The organism is Rhodococcus sp. WS3 (assembly GCF_003797085.1).
Taxonomy (GTDB): Bacteria; Actinomycetota; Actinomycetes; order Mycobacteriales; family Mycobacteriaceae; genus Rhodococcus_F; species Rhodococcus_F globerula.
Genome location: NZ_RKMA01000001.1, coordinates 1,287,624 through 1,306,030 on the forward strand (window position 1 = coordinate 1,287,624; position 18,407 = coordinate 1,306,030).

At 63.5% G+C, this 18,407-nt stretch carries 18 protein-coding genes; 7 read left to right on the forward strand and 11 right to left on the reverse strand.

Annotation, left to right across the window (positions count from 1 at the left end; genetic code table 11):
- The first annotated feature begins 40 nt into the window (after nt 1–40).
- Nucleotides 41–826 carry a hypothetical protein gene (locus EEB13_RS05890; protein ID WP_033235504.1) on the forward strand — a complete coding sequence of 262 codons (786 nt, stop codon included), beginning with the start codon at nt 41–43 and terminating at the stop codon, nt 824–826.
- A gap of 58 nt (nt 827–884) precedes the next feature.
- Here EEB13_RS05890 and EEB13_RS05895 read toward each other — a convergent pair whose 3' ends face one another.
- From EEB13_RS05895 to EEB13_RS05930, 8 genes are all read right to left on the reverse strand, one after another.
- Nucleotides 885–1,574 carry a response regulator transcription factor gene (locus EEB13_RS05895; protein ID WP_033235505.1) on the reverse strand — a complete coding sequence of 230 codons (690 nt, stop codon included), beginning with the start codon at nt 1,572–1,574 and terminating at the stop codon, nt 885–887.
- Nucleotides 1,571–2,806 (reverse strand): sensor histidine kinase, encoded by a 1,236-nt coding sequence (locus tag EEB13_RS05900; RefSeq protein ID WP_141484830.1) that lies wholly within the window; start codon nt 2,804–2,806, stop codon nt 1,571–1,573. The genes EEB13_RS05895 and EEB13_RS05900 overlap by 4 nt, the downstream gene beginning before the upstream one ends.
- Before the next feature lie 162 nt (nt 2,807–2,968).
- Entirely contained in the window at nt 2,969–3,724 is a 756-nt protein-coding gene (locus EEB13_RS05905; protein ID WP_172936322.1) for a phosphoglyceromutase, read from the reverse strand.
- 46 nt (nt 3,725–3,770) lie between these two features.
- Nucleotides 3,771–5,372, reverse strand: coding sequence for an AMP-binding protein (locus tag EEB13_RS05910; RefSeq protein WP_141484831.1), 1,602 nt, complete (start codon nt 5,370–5,372; stop codon nt 3,771–3,773).
- 134 nt (nt 5,373–5,506) lie between these two features.
- A complete protein-coding gene (locus EEB13_RS05915; protein ID WP_051730615.1) occupies nt 5,507–6,040 on the reverse strand; it encodes a YbjN domain-containing protein in 534 nt (177 codons plus the stop codon).
- Nucleotides 6,037–7,395: a D-inositol-3-phosphate glycosyltransferase gene (gene mshA, locus EEB13_RS05920; RefSeq protein ID WP_187328498.1), complete on the reverse strand. Its 1,359-nt coding sequence runs from the start codon at nt 7,393–7,395 to the stop codon at nt 6,037–6,039. The genes EEB13_RS05915 and mshA overlap by 4 nt, the downstream gene beginning before the upstream one ends.
- 12 nt (nt 7,396–7,407) lie before the next feature.
- Nucleotides 7,408–8,235 carry an alpha/beta fold hydrolase gene (locus tag EEB13_RS05925; protein WP_045063884.1) on the reverse strand — a complete coding sequence of 276 codons (828 nt, stop codon included), beginning with the start codon at nt 8,233–8,235 and terminating at the stop codon, nt 7,408–7,410.
- Nucleotides 8,181–9,407, reverse strand: a complete 1,227-nt coding sequence (locus tag EEB13_RS05930) for an MFS transporter (RefSeq protein WP_095886744.1) — start codon at nt 9,405–9,407, stop codon at nt 8,181–8,183. The genes EEB13_RS05925 and EEB13_RS05930 overlap by 55 nt, the downstream gene beginning before the upstream one ends.
- 101 nt (nt 9,408–9,508) lie before the next feature.
- Here EEB13_RS05930 and EEB13_RS05935 point away from each other — a divergent pair, with 101 nt between their 5' ends.
- Genes EEB13_RS05935 through EEB13_RS05945 form a run of 3 tightly spaced genes read left to right on the forward strand, consistent with a single transcriptional unit; the run spans nt 9,509 to nt 11,721 of the window.
- Nucleotides 9,509–10,282 (forward strand): PIG-L family deacetylase, encoded by a 774-nt coding sequence (locus EEB13_RS05935; RefSeq protein ID WP_033235511.1) that lies wholly within the window; start codon nt 9,509–9,511, stop codon nt 10,280–10,282.
- Between the two features lie 45 nt (nt 10,283–10,327).
- Nucleotides 10,328–10,720 carry a PaaI family thioesterase gene (locus EEB13_RS05940; RefSeq protein ID WP_033235512.1) on the forward strand — a complete coding sequence of 131 codons (393 nt, stop codon included), beginning with the start codon at nt 10,328–10,330 and terminating at the stop codon, nt 10,718–10,720.
- Entirely contained in the window at nt 10,717–11,721 is a 1,005-nt protein-coding gene (locus EEB13_RS05945; RefSeq protein WP_033235513.1) for a tocopherol cyclase family protein, read from the forward strand. The genes EEB13_RS05940 and EEB13_RS05945 overlap by 4 nt, the downstream gene beginning before the upstream one ends.
- Here EEB13_RS05945 and EEB13_RS05950 read toward each other — a convergent pair.
- Nucleotides 11,687–12,556, reverse strand: coding sequence for a LysR family transcriptional regulator (locus tag EEB13_RS05950; RefSeq protein WP_033235514.1), 870 nt, complete (start codon nt 12,554–12,556; stop codon nt 11,687–11,689). The two genes, EEB13_RS05945 and EEB13_RS05950, sit on opposite strands and share 35 nt — an antisense overlap.
- A 70-nt stretch (nt 12,557–12,626) precedes the next feature.
- Between EEB13_RS05950 and EEB13_RS05955 the strand changes: the two genes are divergently transcribed.
- Entirely contained in the window at nt 12,627–12,986 is a 360-nt protein-coding gene (locus EEB13_RS05955; RefSeq protein WP_033235515.1) for a YybH family protein, read from the forward strand.
- A gap of 15 nt (nt 12,987–13,001) precedes the next feature.
- Here EEB13_RS05955 and EEB13_RS05960 read toward each other — a convergent pair whose 3' ends face one another.
- Nucleotides 13,002–14,264 carry an ROK family protein gene (locus tag EEB13_RS05960; protein WP_033235783.1) on the reverse strand — a complete coding sequence of 421 codons (1,263 nt, stop codon included), beginning with the start codon at nt 14,262–14,264 and terminating at the stop codon, nt 13,002–13,004.
- Between the two features lie 317 nt (nt 14,265–14,581).
- Between EEB13_RS05960 and EEB13_RS05965 the strand changes: the two genes are divergently transcribed.
- Nucleotides 14,582–16,903, forward strand: coding sequence for an arylsulfatase (locus EEB13_RS05965; protein ID WP_141484833.1), 2,322 nt, complete (start codon nt 14,582–14,584; stop codon nt 16,901–16,903).
- Between the two features lie 15 nt (nt 16,904–16,918).
- A complete protein-coding gene (locus EEB13_RS05970; RefSeq protein WP_033235516.1) occupies nt 16,919–17,668 on the forward strand; it encodes an SDR family NAD(P)-dependent oxidoreductase in 750 nt (249 codons plus the stop codon).
- A 15-nt stretch (nt 17,669–17,683) separates the two neighbouring features.
- Here EEB13_RS05970 and EEB13_RS05975 read toward each other — a convergent pair whose 3' ends face one another.
- Entirely contained in the window at nt 17,684–18,400 is a 717-nt protein-coding gene (locus EEB13_RS05975) for an ESX secretion-associated protein EspG (protein ID WP_261984534.1), read from the reverse strand.
- Between the last annotated feature and the right edge of the window lie 7 nt (nt 18,401–18,407).

Here is an 18,407-nt window from a genome sequence, read left to right on the forward strand (position 1 = left end):
TGCCCTTGTGACAGCAGGTAACCCAGACCGGTCCCACAAGATGACTCCAAGCCCCGAGGTCGACCTCGATTTCCCGCGCGAGTGGGTCGAATTTGTCGACCCCGACAACTCCGAACACCTCATTGCCGCCGATATGACGTGGCTGCTCTCGCACTGGACCTGCGTGTTCGGTACTCCGGCATGCCAGGGAATTCTCGGCGATCGTCCCGACGACGGATGTTGCTCGCACGGCGCGTTTCTCTCCGATCAGGAGGATCAGGACAAGCTCGATGCGTCAGTGAAACTGCTCACAGCCGAGGACTGGCAGTTCATGGAGAAGGGTCTCGGCAAGAAGGGCTACGTCGAGGAAGACGACCTCGAGGACGAGCCGGCGCTGCGCACCCGCCGCTACAAGGGCGCGTGCATTTTCCTGAATCGGCCGGGTTTTGCGGGCGGCCAGGGGTGCGCGCTTCACTCGATGGCGCTCAAGAAGGGCATCGAGCCGCTCGAGGTGAAGCCGGACGTGTGCTGGCAGCTTCCGATCCGTCGTACCCAGGACTGGGTGGACCGCCCGGACGGGGTTCAGATCCTCAAGACCACGATCACCGAGTACGACCGCCGCGGCTGGGGCGAGGGCGGCGACGACCTGTCCTGGTACTGCTCGGGCTCGCCCGACGCTCATGTCGGCCAGAAGCAGGTGTGGCAGTCGTACGCCCCGGAGTTGACCGAGTTACTCGGGAAGGCCGTTTACGACGAGCTGGCTCGCCTCTGCAGGCGCCGGGCCGGGCTCGGCCTTATCGCAGTCCACCCGGCAACCACGATCGCTCAGAACAAAGCTCAGGCGTAAAAACAACTTCAGCCGCCCCTCACGACGTGTGGGGCGGCTGAACTTTTTCGTCGTTCTTTCAGGCTTCGAGCTTGTATCCCAGACCACGTACGGTCACGAGATGTTCCGGCTTGGCCGGGTCCGCTTCGATCTTGGAACGTAGCCGCTTCACGTGCACGTCAAGGGTTTTGGTGTCGCCGACGTAGTCCGCTCCCCACACACGATCGATCAACTGGCCGCGGGTGAGCACGCGTCCGGAATTGCGGAGCAGGTACTCGAGGAGATCGAACTCCTTGAGCGGCAACGTGATCGGATTCCCACCCACCTGGACGACGTGGCGTTCGACGTCCATCCGGACCGGTCCGGCTTCGAGGACACCGTTTTCCGAACCCAGGTCTGCCTCGTTCTCGACGCCGCGGCGCAGCACGGCCCGGATACGGGCAATGAGTTCGCGGGCCGAATACGGCTTGGTCACGTAGTCGTCCGCACCGAGTTCGAGGCCGACTACCTTGTCGATCTCGCTGTCGCGTGCCGTCACCATGATGACGGGCACACCGGAACGAGTGCGCAGCGCCTTGCACACGTCGGTACCGCTCATACCGGGAAGCATGAGGTCCAGCAGCACGATGTCTGCGCCGGAACGATCGAATTCCGCCAAGGCCGACGGGCCGTCGTTGACGATGGTGGTCTCGAACCCTTCCTTGCGGAGCAGGAACGCCAGCGGATCCGCCAACGACTCCTCGTCCTCCACGATCAGCACCCTCGTCATCGTTTGGCCTCCATGCCTGTGTCTTTACTGCCTGAATCTCGTCTACCGCTTCGCCCGGAACCGAGTGTTCCCGCGTCGCCGTCGTCGAGGTCGTCGGTCTCCTCCACATGCGCTGGTATCTGCAAGGTGAAGGTGGACCCGGTTCCTGGTTTGCTCCATACGTCGATGGAGCCGTTGTGATTGGCCGCTACGTGCTTGACGATCGCGAGCCCCAGTCCGGTGCCTCCGGTCTGGCGCGATCGTGCTTTGTCGACCCGGAAGAATCGCTCGAATACGCGTTCCTGGTCGGATTTTGCGATTCCCTCGCCGCGATCGGTCACGGCGATGGCGACGTTGCCACCGCGCATCGAGCGACTGACCGACACCGGAGAACCCTTGGGCGAGTATGCAATCGCATTCTCGATGAGATTGGACAGTGCGGTAACGAGCAACGTCTGATCGCCGAGAACTTCGAGTCCACTCGGATGATCGGTGGTGACGGTGATCTCGGCCGCCTCGGCCGACAACCTCGACCTCGACAACGCTTCGGAGACAACGGTATCCACGTCCACGACATCGAGGTCGGGAAGTTTCTCGGCTCCCTGCAATCGTGAAAGCGCGATCAGTTCCGTCACCATCTTGCCGAGGCGAATCGACTCGCTGTGCACTCGTTCGCCGAAGTGCCGCACCGACTCCGGATCGTCGGCGGATTCCAGCAGTGCTTCTGCCAGCAAACTCATCGCTCCGACCGGGGTTTTGAGTTCGTGACTGACGTTCGCAACGAAGTCGCGTCTCGTCGCCTCCATGCGAACCTGCTCGGAATCGTCGTCCGCGAACAGGACCACGAAATTGCGCTCGTCCTTGCTGAGCAGACGCGCCACCCCGCGAACCGCGATCTTGTCGCGTCCGCGTTGGACGGTTGTGGCCGTCAGATCCACTTCGACGGGTTGCCCGGTCTCGAGCACCTTCAGGGCTGCCTGCCACGCCCGCTCGTCGACGCGGCGATTCTTGACAAGCCCCAACTCTTCCGCGCGGGGATTGAACAGCACCACGTCGTGATAGCCGTCGACAACGGCGATACCGCTCTCGGACGCCAGCACGATCAGGTCCAGGACCTGCGACATTGTCAACCCGGTCTGTTCTGCAGCACGTTCCCGGTGCCGTGAGCTCAGCCTCGGAATCAGCACACCTCCGACGAGGTATCCGATCAAGCCGCCAACCACGATCAGCAGCACTGCAGTTGCGACACTCACGGCGCAATCGTACGTTCGCGCGTCGAGTGGGTTACGGCGGGTTCGAGCATTTCCGCCCACGTCATCCGCCCGGTGGGCGGCGTTGGCGCGCCGTTCATCTGCTGTTCGCCGAAGCCCCCCGAACAGTCAGTTCGAGGGGCTTCGGAAGTCATCATGATGGCGCTACTTCGCGCCCTGATTCGCCACTGCGGCAGCGCCTGCGGCGGCCGCCTCGGGATCGAGGTAGGTGCCGCCCGGGTTGAGCGGCTGCAGGTTCTCGTCGAGGTCGTAACGCAGCGGAATGCCCGTCGGGATGTTGAGACCGGCGATGTCCTCGTCGGAAATACCGTCGAGGTGCTTGACCAAGGCGCGCAGCGAATTGCCGTGAGCGGTGACCAGAACGTTCTTACCTGCGAGCAGTTCCTGGGAGATCGTGTCTTCCCAGTACGGGATCAACCGCTTGACGACGTCGAGCAGGCACTCGGTCAGCGGCACCTCGTCGAGGTTTGCGTAACGCGGATCGGTGTCCTGGCTGTATTCGCTGCCCGCTTCGATGGCCGGCGGCGGCGTGTCGTAGCTACGACGCCACAGCATGAACTGATCGTTGCCGTACTCCTCTTTGGTCTGAGCCTTGTTCTTGCCCTGCAGGGCGCCGTAATGGCGCTCGTTGAGGCGCCAGTCGCGGACGACGGGGATCCAGTGGCGATCGGCCGCATCGAGTGCGAGGTTGGCTGTGCTGATCGCGCGGCGAAGCAGCGAGGTGTAGAGGACATCGGGCAGCAGGCCGTGCTCGGCGAGCAGTTCGCCGGCGCGCTTGCCTTCGGCCATGCCCTTGTCGGTCAGGTGTACGTCCACCCAGCCGGTGAACAGATTGAGTGCATTCCATTCGCTCTCGCCGTGGCGAAGCAGGACCAGTGTTCCGATACTCATGCCGTTCATCCTGGCATGAGTACCGGAACACGTCTTGATCAACCCTGCCGCGAAATCAGCTTTGCGCTGCTTCTGCGGTGCGCAGATCCTTACGGAGAATCTTTCCGGCCGCGGACTTGGGGACCGTGCTGATGAAGGCGACCTGGCGAACCTTCTTGTGCGGTGAGACGCGCTCGGCGACAAAAGCGATGACGTCGGCCTCGGACAACGCGGCACCGTCCTGCAGGACGACAAACGCCTTCGGCACTTCCTCGCCCTCCTCGTCGAGCACTCCGATGACGGCGGCGTCGGCGATCTGCGGGTGGGTGAGCAGCAACGCTTCGAGTTCGGCCGGCGGAACCTGGTAGCCCTTGTACTTGATCAGTTCCTTGAGACGGTCGACGATGGTGACGACACCTTCGTCGTCGACGGTCGCAATGTCGCCGGTACGCAGGTAACCGTCGGCGTCGAGGGTGTCTTTGGTTGCCTGCTCGTTCCCGAGGTACCCGGCCATGATGTTCGGGCCCTTGCACCACAGCTCACCGGGCGAACTGACCTCGCCGGAACCGGCCGCGGGGTATGCAACCTCTTCACCGGTGCCCGGATCGACGAGCTTGCATTCCATGTTCGCGATGGTCGGGCCGCACGAGTCGAGCGGCATGTCGTCCCGGTCGAACGGAATTGCATGGCTGACCGGGCTCATCTCGGACATGCCGTAGCCCTGACGGACCCGGCAGTTCAGGCGATCGGCGACGGCCTTGCCGAGGGCGGCATCGAGCGGGGCGGCGCCGGAGAAAATCGTGTGCACACTCGACAGGTCGTACTGGTCGACCAGTGGATGTTTCGCCAACGCGACCGCGACGGGCGGCGCGACGAAGATGTATGTCGATTTCTGCTCGGCGAGGATCCGCAGAAATTCGACGAGATCGAACTTCGGCATCGTAATCAGGCTCGCGCGGGCGAAGAGCGCGGCGTTGAGCAGCACCGTCATGCCGTAGATGTGGAAGAACGGCAGGACTGCGAGAATCTTGTCGTCGGAGCCGATGCCCATCCGCGGCATGATCTGGCAGACATTCGCGACCAGGTTGCGATGGGTGAGCATGACCCCCTTGGGTCGACCGGTAGTGCCTGACGAGTACGGCAGCACCGCGAGTTGGGTGGCCGGATCGAAGGAAACCTCGGGCGGCGTCGCACCTTCACCGAGCAGATCGCGCAGCGAGAGGTGGCCTTCGGCGCCGTCGAGGACGATCACGTTCTCGGCCGGGATGCCGACCTCGTCGGCCGCCGCCTCGGCTTGCGGAAGCAGCGGCGAGACCGTGAAGAGGAACGTGGCCTTCGAGTCGGTGAGTTGCTTGGCGATGTCCTCGGCGGTGTAGAGAGCGTTGATGGTGGTCGCAACGCCACCGGCACGCAAGATGCCGTGGAAGACGGATCCGAACGCCGGGACGTTCGGTGAATGCAGAGCGACGACATCCCCCACAGCGAGTCCGCGCGCGGCGAGGGCTCCAGCGACGCCGTTGATCTGCGCGATCAGCGAGGCGTACGTGGTGACGGTGCCCGAAGCGCCCTCGACAAACGCAGTCTTGTCGAGATCAGCGGGTTCGATGTTTCCGAACAGGAAGTCGTAGACACTGACGTTGGGGATGTCGACGTCGGGGAACGGACTCTTGAAGCTCAACGGTGCTCCTCGTGAAGGTTGCGCGGCAAGGTGACGAACAATTTACTGTGACTTACGGAAACAGCATTATTCCGTGATGGTAGTCACAAAGTAAAGAACACCCTACGGGACACATCGCCGATATGTCTCACGCATCACTTCTCGGCGGCAGTGTCCAATTCTTCAGCGTCCGCTTTCTCGCCGTCCGCTTCTTCGATCAGATGCTTGAACGGTTGCAGGTTCGCCAGCGACTCCCCACGCGAGACGCGCCATGCCCATTCACGCTTGATGGACGAGAAGAATCCGAGTTCGAGGATGACGTTGAAATCGCCGTCCGCAGCCTCGAGGACCTGGCCGAGAACTCGATCGAGTTCGTCACCGGTCACCGCATGTTCGGAGATCTTGCCGACGAGGTAGATGTCCCCGACCTTGTCGAGCGTGTACGCCACCCCGTACAGGCGACGGTTCCGCTTGAGCAGGAACTTGTAGACACCCTCGAAGTTCTCGTCGACCTTGCGGCACACAAAGGCTTCGACCCGCACACCGTGGTTCCCGACGGTCAGCAAAGTCGACGTCTTGAGTTTGTGCTCACCGGGAAGTTCGACGATGAAATGGGTGCCGTCGCGCTTCGTGAATTCGAGTTCACGCTCGGTGAGGGCCTGCTCGATGATGTCGGAAACACTGCTCATGTACGCACTCCTCCGGTCCGCCGCAGACGCCACAGTCCCCGCGCGCGGCGGGGCGAGAAGTCGCTGGGACCGGTTCCGTTGTTGTAGTTGACGGCGGCTTTGCGGTAGCTCTCGAGAAGTCCGTCCGCGGTGTGTTCCCACGAGAAGTTCTCCGCGTGACGCGGAGCGCGCTCGGCAAGAGTTTCCAGACGCGCGGGTTCGGTGACCAGCGCTTCGAGAGCGCCTGCCCAATCCTGAGTCTTGTGCCCCTGCACCAGTAGGCCCGTCTCACCGTTGCGAACGGCAACACCCAAACCACCGACGTCAGCGGCGATCACGGGAGTCCCACAGGCTTGAGCCTCGATGGCCACCAGGCCGAATGATTCCGAATAGCTCGGCACCGCAACAAGATCCGACGCCCGATACACATCGGCCAGGCGCGTCGGCGCTTGCGGCGGCAGGAAGGTCACCTGCGCCGTGATGCCGAGGGTGCGCGCCAGTTCGATCAAGACGTCCGGCTGAGCCAACCCGGTGCCGGAGGGACCACCGACGACCAGGATGCGTAGCGGCAATCCGGGATGGCGGCTGATGACTTCCGCAGCTGCACGCAGAAGGACGTCCGGCGCCTTGAGGGGTTGAATGCGACCGACAAACGTCACGATCACTTCGTTGGGATTCAGGCCGAACGACGCCCTGGCCCGATCACGATCGCCCGGACGATAGAGCGTCAGATCCGCGCCAGGCGCGACGACGTCGATGCGCGTCGGGTCGGCCCCGTACAACTCGTGGAGAGCCTTGGCTTCGTCGGTGGTGTTGGCAACAAGTCGATCGGACTCGGCCACAACCTGTTGCTCACCGATCTGTCGAGCGGCGGGTTCGGGCGTGTCCCCCTCTGCCATCGACAGGTTCTTGACGGCGGCAAGAGTGTGCGCGGTGTGGACGAGCGGAACGCCCCAGCGGTCCCGAGCCAACCAGCCGACCTGCCCGGACAGCCAGTAGTGCGAGTGAATCAGGCTGTAATAGCCCGGTTCACGACGCGCTTCCTCTCGCAGGACTCCGGCGACAAACGCGCAGAGTTGCGTCGGGAGATCTGCCTTGTCGAGGCCCTCGAACGGACCGGCGGCGACGTTGCGCACCCGAACCCCCGGTGCGGCTTCGACGACGGGAGCGTCTGCCGATGACGTCGCGCGGGTGAAAATCTCCACCTCGACACCACGTTTTGCCAACTGAATCGCGGATTGCAGGACGTAGACGTTCATCCCACCTGCATCACCGGTGCCTGGTTGCGCCAAGGGCGAGGTGTGGACCGACAGTACGGCCACCCGGCGAGGGCGCGAAGTGTGCGTGGGTGTCACGACTCCATAGTGCCCCCTCACCGGGCGCGAACTCTAACCGAGGCTGGAGACGAACGTTCTCACTTCGGACACGAATCGGGTCGGATCCTCCACGAACGGCCCGTGATCGCAGCCGTCCCAGTACGACGCCTGCGACTTCGGAATCAGCTCTTCGGCGTGCTTACCTGCACTCACGTCGACAACGGAGTCTTCGGTGCCGTGCAGAACCAGCGCCGGGATGTCGAGGGAACGGAGCAGTTCGTCGTGACCGACCGCACGGTTGAACAGTGCCGCCCGCACTCGCGGGCGGGTCGCGAGGCTCGCACCGAACAGGGCCTGCGACTGGGCCCCTTTGCCTTCCGGCGGGCCGGTGAGCGCGTTGCCGAACGCGCCGAGTGCCCGAATCGCCTCGCGGGGATCTTCCGACATGGCACCGGGAACAGCGCTGCGCATTGCCGCACCCACCTTGCCGCCCTTCTCACCGCGTCCGATGCTCGTGATCGCGCCGACCAGGACAACGCCGGCCACAGCGTGCGTTCCGTGCGCTGCCAGGTAATCGCAGATCACGAGCCCGCCGTACGACCACCCGAGCAACACGGCTTTCTCGGTGATGCCCTCGGCTGCCAGGACAGCGGCAACATCGCCGGCCCAGTTCGCGCTGTTGTCGTAACCGTCTTCGGGGGCGTCGGAGTATCCGTGGCCGCGTAGATCAACGGCGATCAACCGGTGCGAGGATGCCAGTTCGCTCAGAACCTGCTCACCCCAGCACTGCGAGGACTGTGCCCAGCCGTGCAGCAGGACCAGCGGGGTTGCTTCCGGGTTTCCGGTTACTCGGTAGACGATGGACGTGCCGTCGACGCTGACGGCTTCACGAATAGACATGCCGTCACGATAGAGGCTGTGACCGCTGCGCCGACGGCAAGCGTGTACGCCGACGAGACTCCGTAGCGGTCGATCAGCTGCCCCGCCAGCGCGGATCCGAGCGCCACGCCGACGCCCAGGCCGGTCACCGTCAGCGTCATACCTTCGGTGAGTTTCTCGGGTGGGACGATCTGCTCGACAAGAGCTGTGGCGATGATGAGCGTCGGCGCGATTGTCGCGCCGGCCAGGATGTAGGCCGCTGCCAGTCCCGCGACGTTGCCGACCAGCAGGAGCGGAATGCTCAGCACGGTGACGGCAATGGACGCGATCATCAGCTGTCCGCGTAGCGAGCGCGTCGGGTGCCGGGACCCGAACACCAAGCCCACGATTCCCGATCCGCCGGCAAACAGGGCGAGGACGACGGTCGCCGACCCGGGCGAGTTCTGTTCCTGGGTGAACGCGATGGCACCGACGTCGATGACGCCGAACATGGTTCCCAGCATCACCATCACGATGATGACGATCCACATCGCCGGGTTCGCGAGAACCGAGCGTCCCCGGCCCGGTATGCGCGGATGAATCTTGGGTTCCGTCGATCGCTGCGCCACCAGTAGGAGCGTGCCGACCACAAGAAGAATTACTCCCGCGAGCGGACCGGCTTCGGGAAACAACCCGATGCTCAGACCGACCGAGAGCACCGGCCCCACCACGAAACAGAGTTCGTCGACGACGGATTCGAACGCAAAAGCTGTGCGCAACTCAGGTTTTCCGACGTAGATCGCAACCCACCTGGCGCGAACCATCGCACCGATCGTCGGGGTCGCACCGGCCGGGATCACCAGAGCGAACAGCAGCCAGTCCGGCGCTTCGAATCTCACGGACAGCAGCAGCGCACCGATCGAGATGGCGCTGACCGCAGCGGCCAGGGGCAGAACCGCGCGCTGCCCGAATCGATCCACCGTGCGGGACACCAACGGCGCTATGACGGCGCAGGACAGCGCAAATACTGCTGCGAGCGCGCCGGCCAGCCCGTAGTCACCACGAAGTTGCGAGATCATCGTCACGATTCCGATGCCGATCATCGCGATCGGCAACCGCGCGATGAAACCGGCGGCGGAGAAGGCAATGGCGCCAGGGGCGGCGAATATTTCGCGATATGCCCCCATCAGGCCTTTATCGTCGGAACTGGTCATGACTGATTCTCGTGCACCCCACAAGGTTCACAGAATATGTGCAGCCACCACAAATCCCGGCTCGAGTTGACCTGTCGGTAGCTTGCCCTACGATTGCGCGAATGAGTGTCCTGGTGTGTTTCCACGCCCATCCCGACGACGAAGTATTCATCACGGGTGGCGTCATGAGAATGGCTGCCGACGCGGGTCATCGCGTTGTTGTCGTCACGGCCACCGACGGTGCGCTGGGTGAGTATCCCGACGGCCTGTTGGACGAGCACGAATCATTGGCGGAGCGTCGCAGCCGCGAACTCGAGGCGTCCACCGATGCCCTCGGTGCCAGCCGTGTCGTGTCGCTGCACTATCCGGATTCCGGAATGGTCGGCACCCCCGAGAACGAGAATCCCGACGCTTTCTGCAATGCCGAAGTCGACGAGGCGGCCGAGCGTCTGGCAGAAGTTCTTCGCGAGGAGAACGCCGACATCCTGACGATCTACGACGCCAATGGTGGTTACGGACACCCGGACCACATTCAGGTGCACTACGTCGGCATTCGGGCGGCTGAGCTCGCGGGCACACCGCTCGTCTACGAGGCGTCCACCAACCGCGATCACATGAAGATGCTGATGCTTGCCAACCCGGAGTGGACGGAAGAAGCACAGCCACCGGACATCGAGACGTTCGGCCTTCCAGCCGAACAGCTCACCACGGCCGTCGACGTCAGTTCGGTGATCAGCTCGAAGCGCGCGGCCATGTACGCGCACGCCACACAGGTCGGGGATTTCGGGCCGTTCCTCGAAATGCCCACCGAGCAGCTCACCGCGGCATTCGGTACCGAGTGGTTCCGTCGACGCAACGCCCCGGACGGCCTGTCGGAAACTGCGCTTCCGCTGTAGCCGAAGCTCCACATCGGCTTCGACTTCTGGTTAGCATCGGTAGGCATGGACCTCGAACAGCTTGTCGCGAGCATGCCTTTTGCCGTTCATACCGGAGTGCAGTTGGACAGTGCGACCTCCGAAGAGGTTGTCGGGCACCTCGATTGGGACAACCACCGCACCACCGCCGGTAACGGAATGCACGGCGGCGCCTTGATGACGCTGGCAGACAGCGTCGGCGCCGTCTGTGCATTCCTCAACCTGCCACCCGGCGCCGGCACCTCGACTACCAGTTCGTCGACGGTCTTCACTCGGGGTGTCCGCAAGGGCACCGTCACTGCAACTGCCCGGCCACTGCATGCCGGCCGCAGCACCATCGCGATAGTCACCGAACTCCGGGACGACGAGGGCCGTCTGGTCGCTCAGGTCACGGCATCCCAGGCAGTGTTGGGGCCGTGAACCTTCCCGGGTACCGGTCATCCGGCGCCACCGCGCCGTACGGCAATCTACTTGCCTCGCACGATGTTGCGATGGAAGGCTATTTCTGGCGGTTCACGCTGCCGGAAAGCGGCCGCGTTGTCATTGCACTGGCCGGAATCAATCGAGCGGCCGACGGCCATTGGTCGACGCTCGCGATAGCCGCGCATCCCGGCGGTTTCCTCAGCGACACAGAGCATCCCGGCGGATATGCCGATCCTGACCGGCTAGGGGCCTATGCGGACAACGCTTTTCGCGGCACGACGGATCAGGTACACGCCGATCTCGAGACCGCGCGTCTGGACGTTCGCATCTCGAACCAGCGATTCTGGCCGCGTCGACGCTTCGGCGGTTCCAGCTATTTCCAGTCTGTTCCCGCTCTCAATCAGTACTGGCATCCGTGGCTTCTCGGTGGCAGAGCCGAGGGCGCCGCGATCATCGACGGCGAGACCTGGGATCTCACCGGAGCACAGGTGTACGGCGAGAAGAACTGGGGCAAGGGTGGTTTCCCCGAATCCTGGTGGTGGGGCCAGGCTCAGGGGTTCACCGACCCGAATGCATGTATCGCCTTCGCAGGCGGGCAGATCAGCGCGGGGCCGCTTCGCACCGAAGTCACCGCCGTTGTTGTCGCACTGCCCGACGGAACCGTATTCCGGCTGGGAAACCCGGTCACCTCGCCCGTGACCACAGTGGTTGCCGACGACCGCTGGACACTACGCGGCCGCAATCACCTCTGGAGTGTCGAGATCGAGGGCAGCGCTCCCCTGTCGGACGCCCATATCCTCCCGGTACCTCTTCCCGCGCAGCGCCGCAACGTTCCTGGCGCACTGGAACATCTGGGTGCCACGTTGACTGTGACCGTACGTCGGCGAGGCGCTGTGTACTGGACCGACACTTCTCACCTCGCGGCCCTCGAGCACGGCGGGTTGGACCGCGCCCAATCGGAAGTCACGAGACGGGAGCAGATCGCGCCAGATCTATGAGCGCCGACGCCGCCGGATTCTTGCCGCCGCAGGCGCGCCACACCAGTTCCAAGCGGGACCGGGCCTCAGGTTCGAGGTTGATCCGATGCAACTGTCCCACTGCGGATTCCGGGATTACCGCCATCCCCAACCCCTGCGCTGCCAGTGAGACGATAATCCCGAGATTGCTGGCCTCGAGCGCAACTGTGGGGGCGACGCCTACCGCCGCGCAGGCCGCGTCGAGGCACGTCCTGATACCGGTTCCCGACGGAAGGCAGATCACGGACCGCGTCCCGAGTTCCGCGAACGGCAGAGTATCCCGTTCGGCAAGTGGATGATTCGCGGCCACTCCCGCCACCAGTCGCTCATCGGTGATCACGCGGGATTCGAGGCCCTCGGGCAGCTCCCCCGCCACCCCGACAACCGCTATGTCGAAGGTTCCGTCCGCGACACCGGCAAGAAGGTTGCGTGAATCATCTTCGGCCAGAGAGATATCCAGACCCGGATGTCGGAGGTGCAGCCGAGCCAGGAGATCTGTCAGGTCAGCCGAAGCACAGGCCGTCACCATCCCGACGGAAACCGAGCCTCGGACCAATCCTTTCAGCGCGTCCACGACGTCGCGGACGCTGTCCACGGAGGCCAGGGCAGCGCGAGCGTGGGGCAGCACAGCGCGCCCCGCTTCGGTGGGACGTACGGTCCGGCTGCTTCGATCGAGCAGTTCCTGCCCCAACTCCCGCTCGAGGCGTTTGATCTGCGCACTCACACCTGGTTGAGCGACGTGTAGACGCTCGGCCGCGCGGGTGAAATTCGCTTCGTCGACCACTGCGACGAAGTACTCGAGTTGCCGAAGTTCCATAACTTTTGATTCTAGCTACGAGACAAACCAGATCTTGGACTTATCATCAGCATCGCAGCACGATGGAGGCATGACAACAACAGACACAACTCGAGAAGCCCGGACCCCGGAAGACCTCGCTCGCCTCTTTGTCGAGTTCGCCAACGCCGGTGACGCCGACGCAGTAGCGGGACTCTACGAAGAGGGCGCCGTGATGGCATTTCCGCCCGGTTCACTTACCGTCGGGCGTTCTGCCATCCGCGACGTGATCGCACAGATGCTCGCTGCCGCACCCACGTTCACCGTCGAGAAGGCGCTGCCGACGGTCGTCAGCGGTGATCTCGCGATGACCTCCACTGCGCCGGCCGACGGTACCGGCGGACGCACTCAGGTTGCGCGCCGCCAGCCCGACGGACGGTGGTTGCGGGTACTCGACCGGCCGGAGCTGTAACCGGCACAGACGAAGTCAGATTACGGCGGCCCGGCGCATCGCTGCGGCCGGATCAGCGAACAGCGAGCTCAGCGACACCACGGTCGACGCATATTCCTGCACCCGATTCCCGAAGCCGGTGATCCGAATGTCCTTACGCTCCAGGGACGATGTCGTCGAGAAAGCCTCGGCGACATACGGCGCGCCGGCCGGGTAGTCGGTGAAAGCCTGGCCACCGAGGATCACACGATCCGGGTTGAACAGATCACGCAACAGCGCCACCGTGCGACCCAGCACCCGTGCTCGTTCGACCAGGAGTTCATGTGCCGCAGCCGAACCGGCAGAGGCCGCCGCGTACACGTCGGCGATGGTGATGCGCTCGCTACCCTGAATCACCGCGCCGCTCGACAGCGCCTGCGTCACAATCGCTCGATCGCTGATGGTCGCTTCCAAGCACCCCACGGAACCGCAGGCGCACCGGGCCGACGACCCCGTCGGCAGGTGCGCGATCGAGCCCGGTCCGCTGGACGGGGTGTGCACGCGACCCTCGAAAGTGATCGCAATGCCTGATGTTTCGCGCGCATAGAAGTACAGCGCAGTGGTCCCGGTAGCCGGTGTCTCGGTGCGATCGGCGCTCAGCAGCAATTCCGATGCGGCCATGGCCTCGACGTGCGCGGCAACCGAAACCGGCAAGCCCAATCCGGCTCCGATGACGGCGCCGACCTTTGCTCCCTTCCATCCCAATCGGGGGTGGTCGACCACGCCGGTAGCAGAGTCGACGCGTCCACCGATCGCAACGCCGACAGCCAGCGGTCGACGTTTGTGCCACCGGGATGTGAACGATTTTGCCGAACGCGCGATGGTCGCGAGTGCAACAGATGAATTGGTGGTGGGCGTCGGGATTTCGACGGCGCCGAGCACCCGGCCCCGAATATCGCTGGCAATGATGCTGGTGACGGCTGCACCGATGTGGATGCCGACCGTCAGATACGGCTCGTGATTCACCTCGAACGGAACCTTGGGGCGACCGATGGCACCTGAGGCAATCAGATCTGCTCGCTCACGGACCACTCCGAGGTCGAGCAGGCTCGTGACCTGCCGATTGACGGTTGCAATGCTCAACCCGGAGGCCTTGGCAGCAGTGTCCCGCGAAATCGGGCCTCGCAGCCGAGCGATGCGGAGGACCGTAGCCGCCGGTCCGTCGGCGATGCGCAGCTCAGGTGCAACAACCTGAGGCCGCGGTCCGGAGAGGACGGTTCGTGATCGAAGCTGCGGGGCAGTAAGTGTGGGGGTCGACATGGCAGTCCCTTGCAGAAGGAGGAGAAAGCGCACACTTCAGCCCTCGGACCGGCATCAATGCTGGTCAAGGAAGAAAGGGTGGAGAGCGGCGCAGAAAATTAGCTGCAGAAAGAACGGCGGCAACAACACAGTTCGCGTGCCAGAGGCAGACGCGACCCCAACGCAGCGGTCACATAGGTGACGCGCAAAGCGGCAGGCTGGTCGGTCGACATAGATCCAAAAATAGCAGCTCTGCCCAGTTTCACAAATCGGGTGCGGTAACGATCACAGTGAATGCAACTATGGCCAACCGCAAATACAGCTGTTTTAGTGCTGACATGACCGGCGCAGACACCACTCCCCCACCACACGCACGCGGCTACGAGGGGTTCGGTGGCCGGATCGGCCGTACCGCAGCCGACTCGATCCCGTCTTGGCCGTCGACAGCGTCACCGGCGTCGGATGCCCCCAACATCGTGGTCGTCTTGATCGACGACATGGGATACAGCGACATCGGCCCGTTCGGATCGGAGATCGAGACACCGACCCTGGACCGACTTGCTGCACAAGGTGTTCGGCTCACCAACTATCACACGACGCCGCTGTGCTCACCCTCTCGGGCAGCGCTCCTGACCGGAGTCAATCCACATCGCGCGGGATACGGGTTCGTGGCAAACGCCGACCCCGGCTACCCGGGCTTACGGCTCGAGCTTGGTGACGACATCCTGACCCTGCCTGAGATCCTTCGCGAATCCGGTTACGCCACATACGCCGTCGGTAAATGGCACCTCGTGCGTGATGCCAACCTCGCGCCGGGTCGCAGCCGCGACTCCTGGCCGACGCAGCGCGGATTCGACCGCTACTACGGATCACTCGAAGGCCTCAATTCCTTCTACTACCCCAATCAATTGATCTCCGACAACTCCGTCGTCGACGTCGACGAGTATCCCGAGAATTACTATCTGACAGACGATCTCACCGACAAAGCTGTCAGCTACATCAAGGACCTTCGGGCACACGATGCGGAGAAGCCGTTCTTCCTCTACTTTGCGCACGTCGCCATGCACGGGCCGTTGCAAGCCAAACCCGAAGATCAAGCCAAGTACCGGGGCCGCTACAACGAAGGCTGGGACCGAATCCGTGAATCCCGCTTTGCTGCTCAGCTCGCGGCGGGACTGTTCCCCGAAGGTACGCGGCAAGCACCGCGTAATTCCGAGCCTGGCTTCGACGTTCCCGAATGGGATTCCCTGACATCGGAGCAACAGTCGCGGTTTGCCCGTTACATGGAAGTCTATGCAGGCATGGTGGATTCGGTTGATCAAAGCGTTGGCCGCATTGTCGAGACGCTCGAAGAACTCGGAGAGTTGGACAACACCATCATCGTCTTCACCTCCGACAACGGTGGCACGGCCGAGGGTGGTTCGGACGGCACGCGCAGCTACTTCGCGCAGTTCGCGCACGTGCAGGATCCCGAGTGGGTGGGCGATGTCCCGCACGACGAATCGTTGATCGGTGGTCCGCAGTTGGGGGTTCACTACCCTCGCGGATGGGGACAGACGTCCAACACCCCGTTCCGGTTCTACAAGGGCCAATCGTTTGCCGGTGGCGTCCGAGTGCCGTTTGTCCTGTCCTGGCCGGCCGGTATCAAACCGGCTGCGGCCGACAACGGCATTCGAGACCAGTTTGCCTACGTCACCGATCTGACCCCCACCCTCCTCGATCTTGCGGGCATCGACGTTCCGACCGTGCGTCATGGCCTTCCCGCCAAGGAGTTCGACGGAGTCTCGGCTGCCCACGTTCTACATTCACCGGTGGCACCGAGCTCCCACACCGAGCAATACACCGAAATGACCGGCAACCGCGGGTACTACAAGGACGGCTGGAAACTGCTGGCGCTGGCACCCGACAACATCGACGAACCCGACTGGCAACTGTTCGACGTCACCGCAGACCCCACCGAACTGAACAATCTCGCCGCGCAGTACCCGGACAAGGTCCGCGAACTTGCCGACGCCTGGGACAACTCGGCGTGGGCGAACACCGTCTTCCCGCTGTTGGGCAACGGCGTCGGAGCGGTGCGTCGGCCCGAGGAACAAGTGCTGTCGCGGCCGGTGCGAATCCTGGCAGGAACCCCAACCCTCGAGCGATACCGATCGTCTCGGCTCATCGCCTTCCGCGACTTCGACATCACCGTAGAACTGAGCGGCTACCAGGGCGACGACTCCGGCGTCCTCGTAGCGCACGGCGACCCCCAAGGCGGGTACATCCTGTACGTCGAAGACGGCCATCTCCATCTCGGATACAACGCGTTCGGGGACTACCGAAGCATCGACACCGGGCCGCTCGCGGTGGGCAGCACCCGCATCGACGTTGCGGTGAGAGTCGCGCCGCGCCTGCGCTGGAACCTCGACGTCAGCGTCGACGGCGTTCCGGCCGGCCACCTCCGCGATCAGGTCCAACTTGTGGGCATGGCGCCGTGGACCGGCATCTCGGTCGGCGTCGATGCGCGTGGACCGGTGTCCTGGGACCTGCACAGTCGACGCGGCAGCTTCCGCTACAGCGGCGCGCTCCGAGCCGTCACGTACACCCCGGGAACCGTCCAGGTCCCGGCCCGTCACATCGAATCCATCGAGCGGGAGGCAGAGTACGCGGCCGACTAGCCCTACGATTGCGTCATGACCATTTCTTCCGATGCCCGCGTCGCTGTTGTCACCGGAGCCAGCTCCGGAATCGGCGAGGCCACTGCCCGCACGCTTGCCGATCAGGGATTTCACGTGGTGATCGGGGCCCGGCGCCTCGATCGCCTCGAGAAGATCGCCGAGGAGATCGGCGGCACTGCGCTCGAACTCGACGTCACCGACGAGGATTCCGTCGACGCATTTGCCGCGGTCCTGCCCCGCGTCGACGTCCTGGTGAACAATGCGGGCGGTGCCAAGGGCCTGGCGACAGTCATGGAGGCCGATCTCGACGACTGGCGCTGGATGTGGGAAACCAATGTGCTGGGCACTTTGCGGGTCACAAAAGCGTTGCTGCCCAAGCTCATCGACTCCGGCGACGGTTTGGTGGTCACCATCACCTCGATCGCCGCACTCGAGGCATACGACAACGGTTCCGGGTACACCACCGCCAAACATGCTCAGGCCGTTCTGCATCGGACCCTGCGCGGCGAATTGTTGGGCAAGCCCGTTCGGTTGACGGAGATCGCTCCCGGCGCCGTCGAAACCGAATTCTCCCTGGTCCGTTTCGAGGGCGATCAGGAGAAGGCCGACAAGGTGTACGAAGGCATCACTCCGCTTGTGGCTCAGGACATCGCCGAGATCATCGGCTTTGTCGCGGCACGTCCGTCACATGTGAACCTGGATCAGATCGTCGTGCGTCCTCGCGATCAGGCAGGTGCTGGACGCTTCCACCGCACTACGACCTAGCACAAGCCCAACCACCTAGCGTTGTTGCCTCTTCGTGGAAACGGCGGCCATGATCGCCGTTTCCACGTCGAGGGCGGAAGCCGCAACAGCGCTGAGCGTTTCACCACCTCTCACGATGTACCTACCGTCGTCGGCAAAGTCGTTCCATTGAAAGACAACGTCGCCCCGGTTCGGTCTGCTGTCTATGGCACTGCCCGACGAGATAGTGATTTCACCGATCGACGTGCGCGGCCGACGAAAGAACCTCACCAACTCCTGCGCTGGTCGCGGATCGTCGGCTCGACTCAGGATCGACTCTCCCGGAATATGTTTCGTGTTCCGAGTCGACGCGACCCGAACCTTCCCCGCCGGGCATTGCGGCAGGTGCGTCACCATCGCGGACACCAGCACCGATGCCCGTTGCACCGAAAGAACAACATCGGAGCCGGAATCAGCTGCCGCACCGGGCAACTGCTGAACCAGCACTCCCCACTCGCCGGCGATCGCACCGTGCAGCCGTGTCACCATGTTCATCCGGGCGCCGTGAAATCCTGACACTTCGATGCGTACAGTGGGCTCCGCCAGTATCTGCAACGCGTCGGTCATACTCTCGTCGAGAATCTGCCGGATCCGCAGTGCCGCGTTTTTCCGCTGCATAGTCAGTTCGGTCATGGTTTCGGCCGCCGGACGGAATTTCAATGGGTACGGCAATCTGTCCCGACCTACGGCTTCCCATAGAATCTGGAATTCCATTCCGGTG

What these genes read in the sequence shown, in the direction of transcription:
- EEB13_RS05965 (WP_141484833.1), top strand. Translation starts at nt 14,582, where the DNA reads ATGACCGGCGCAGACACCACTCCCCCACCACACGCACGCGGCTACGAG.
- EEB13_RS05930 (WP_095886744.1), bottom strand. Translation starts at nt 9,407, where the DNA reads ATGACCAGTTCCGACGATAAAGGCCTGATGGGGGCATATCGCGAAATA.
- EEB13_RS05905 (WP_172936322.1), bottom strand. Translation starts at nt 3,724, where the DNA reads ATGAACGGCATGAGTATCGGAACACTGGTCCTGCTTCGCCACGGCGAG.
- EEB13_RS05915 (WP_051730615.1), bottom strand. Translation starts at nt 6,040, where the DNA reads ATGAGCAGTGTTTCCGACATCATCGAGCAGGCCCTCACCGAGCGTGAA.
- EEB13_RS05970 (WP_033235516.1), top strand. Translation starts at nt 16,919, where the DNA reads ATGACCATTTCTTCCGATGCCCGCGTCGCTGTTGTCACCGGAGCCAGC.
- EEB13_RS05950 (WP_033235514.1), bottom strand. Translation starts at nt 12,556, where the DNA reads ATGGAACTTCGGCAACTCGAGTACTTCGTCGCAGTGGTCGACGAAGCG.
- EEB13_RS05890 (WP_033235504.1), top strand. Translation starts at nt 41, where the DNA reads ATGACTCCAAGCCCCGAGGTCGACCTCGATTTCCCGCGCGAGTGGGTC.
- EEB13_RS05925 (WP_045063884.1), bottom strand. Translation starts at nt 8,235, where the DNA reads ATGTCTATTCGTGAAGCCGTCAGCGTCGACGGCACGTCCATCGTCTAC.
- EEB13_RS05955 (WP_033235515.1), top strand. Translation starts at nt 12,627, where the DNA reads ATGACAACAACAGACACAACTCGAGAAGCCCGGACCCCGGAAGACCTC.
- EEB13_RS05940 (WP_033235512.1), top strand. Translation starts at nt 10,328, where the DNA reads ATGGACCTCGAACAGCTTGTCGCGAGCATGCCTTTTGCCGTTCATACC.
- EEB13_RS05895 (WP_033235505.1), bottom strand. Translation starts at nt 1,574, where the DNA reads ATGACGAGGGTGCTGATCGTGGAGGACGAGGAGTCGTTGGCGGATCCG.
- EEB13_RS05935 (WP_033235511.1), top strand. Translation starts at nt 9,509, where the DNA reads ATGAGTGTCCTGGTGTGTTTCCACGCCCATCCCGACGACGAAGTATTC.
- EEB13_RS05960 (WP_033235783.1), bottom strand. Translation starts at nt 14,264, where the DNA reads ATGTCGACCCCCACACTTACTGCCCCGCAGCTTCGATCACGAACCGTC.
- EEB13_RS05975 (WP_261984534.1), bottom strand. Translation starts at nt 18,400, where the DNA reads ATGGAATTCCAGATTCTATGGGAAGCCGTAGGTCGGGACAGATTGCCG.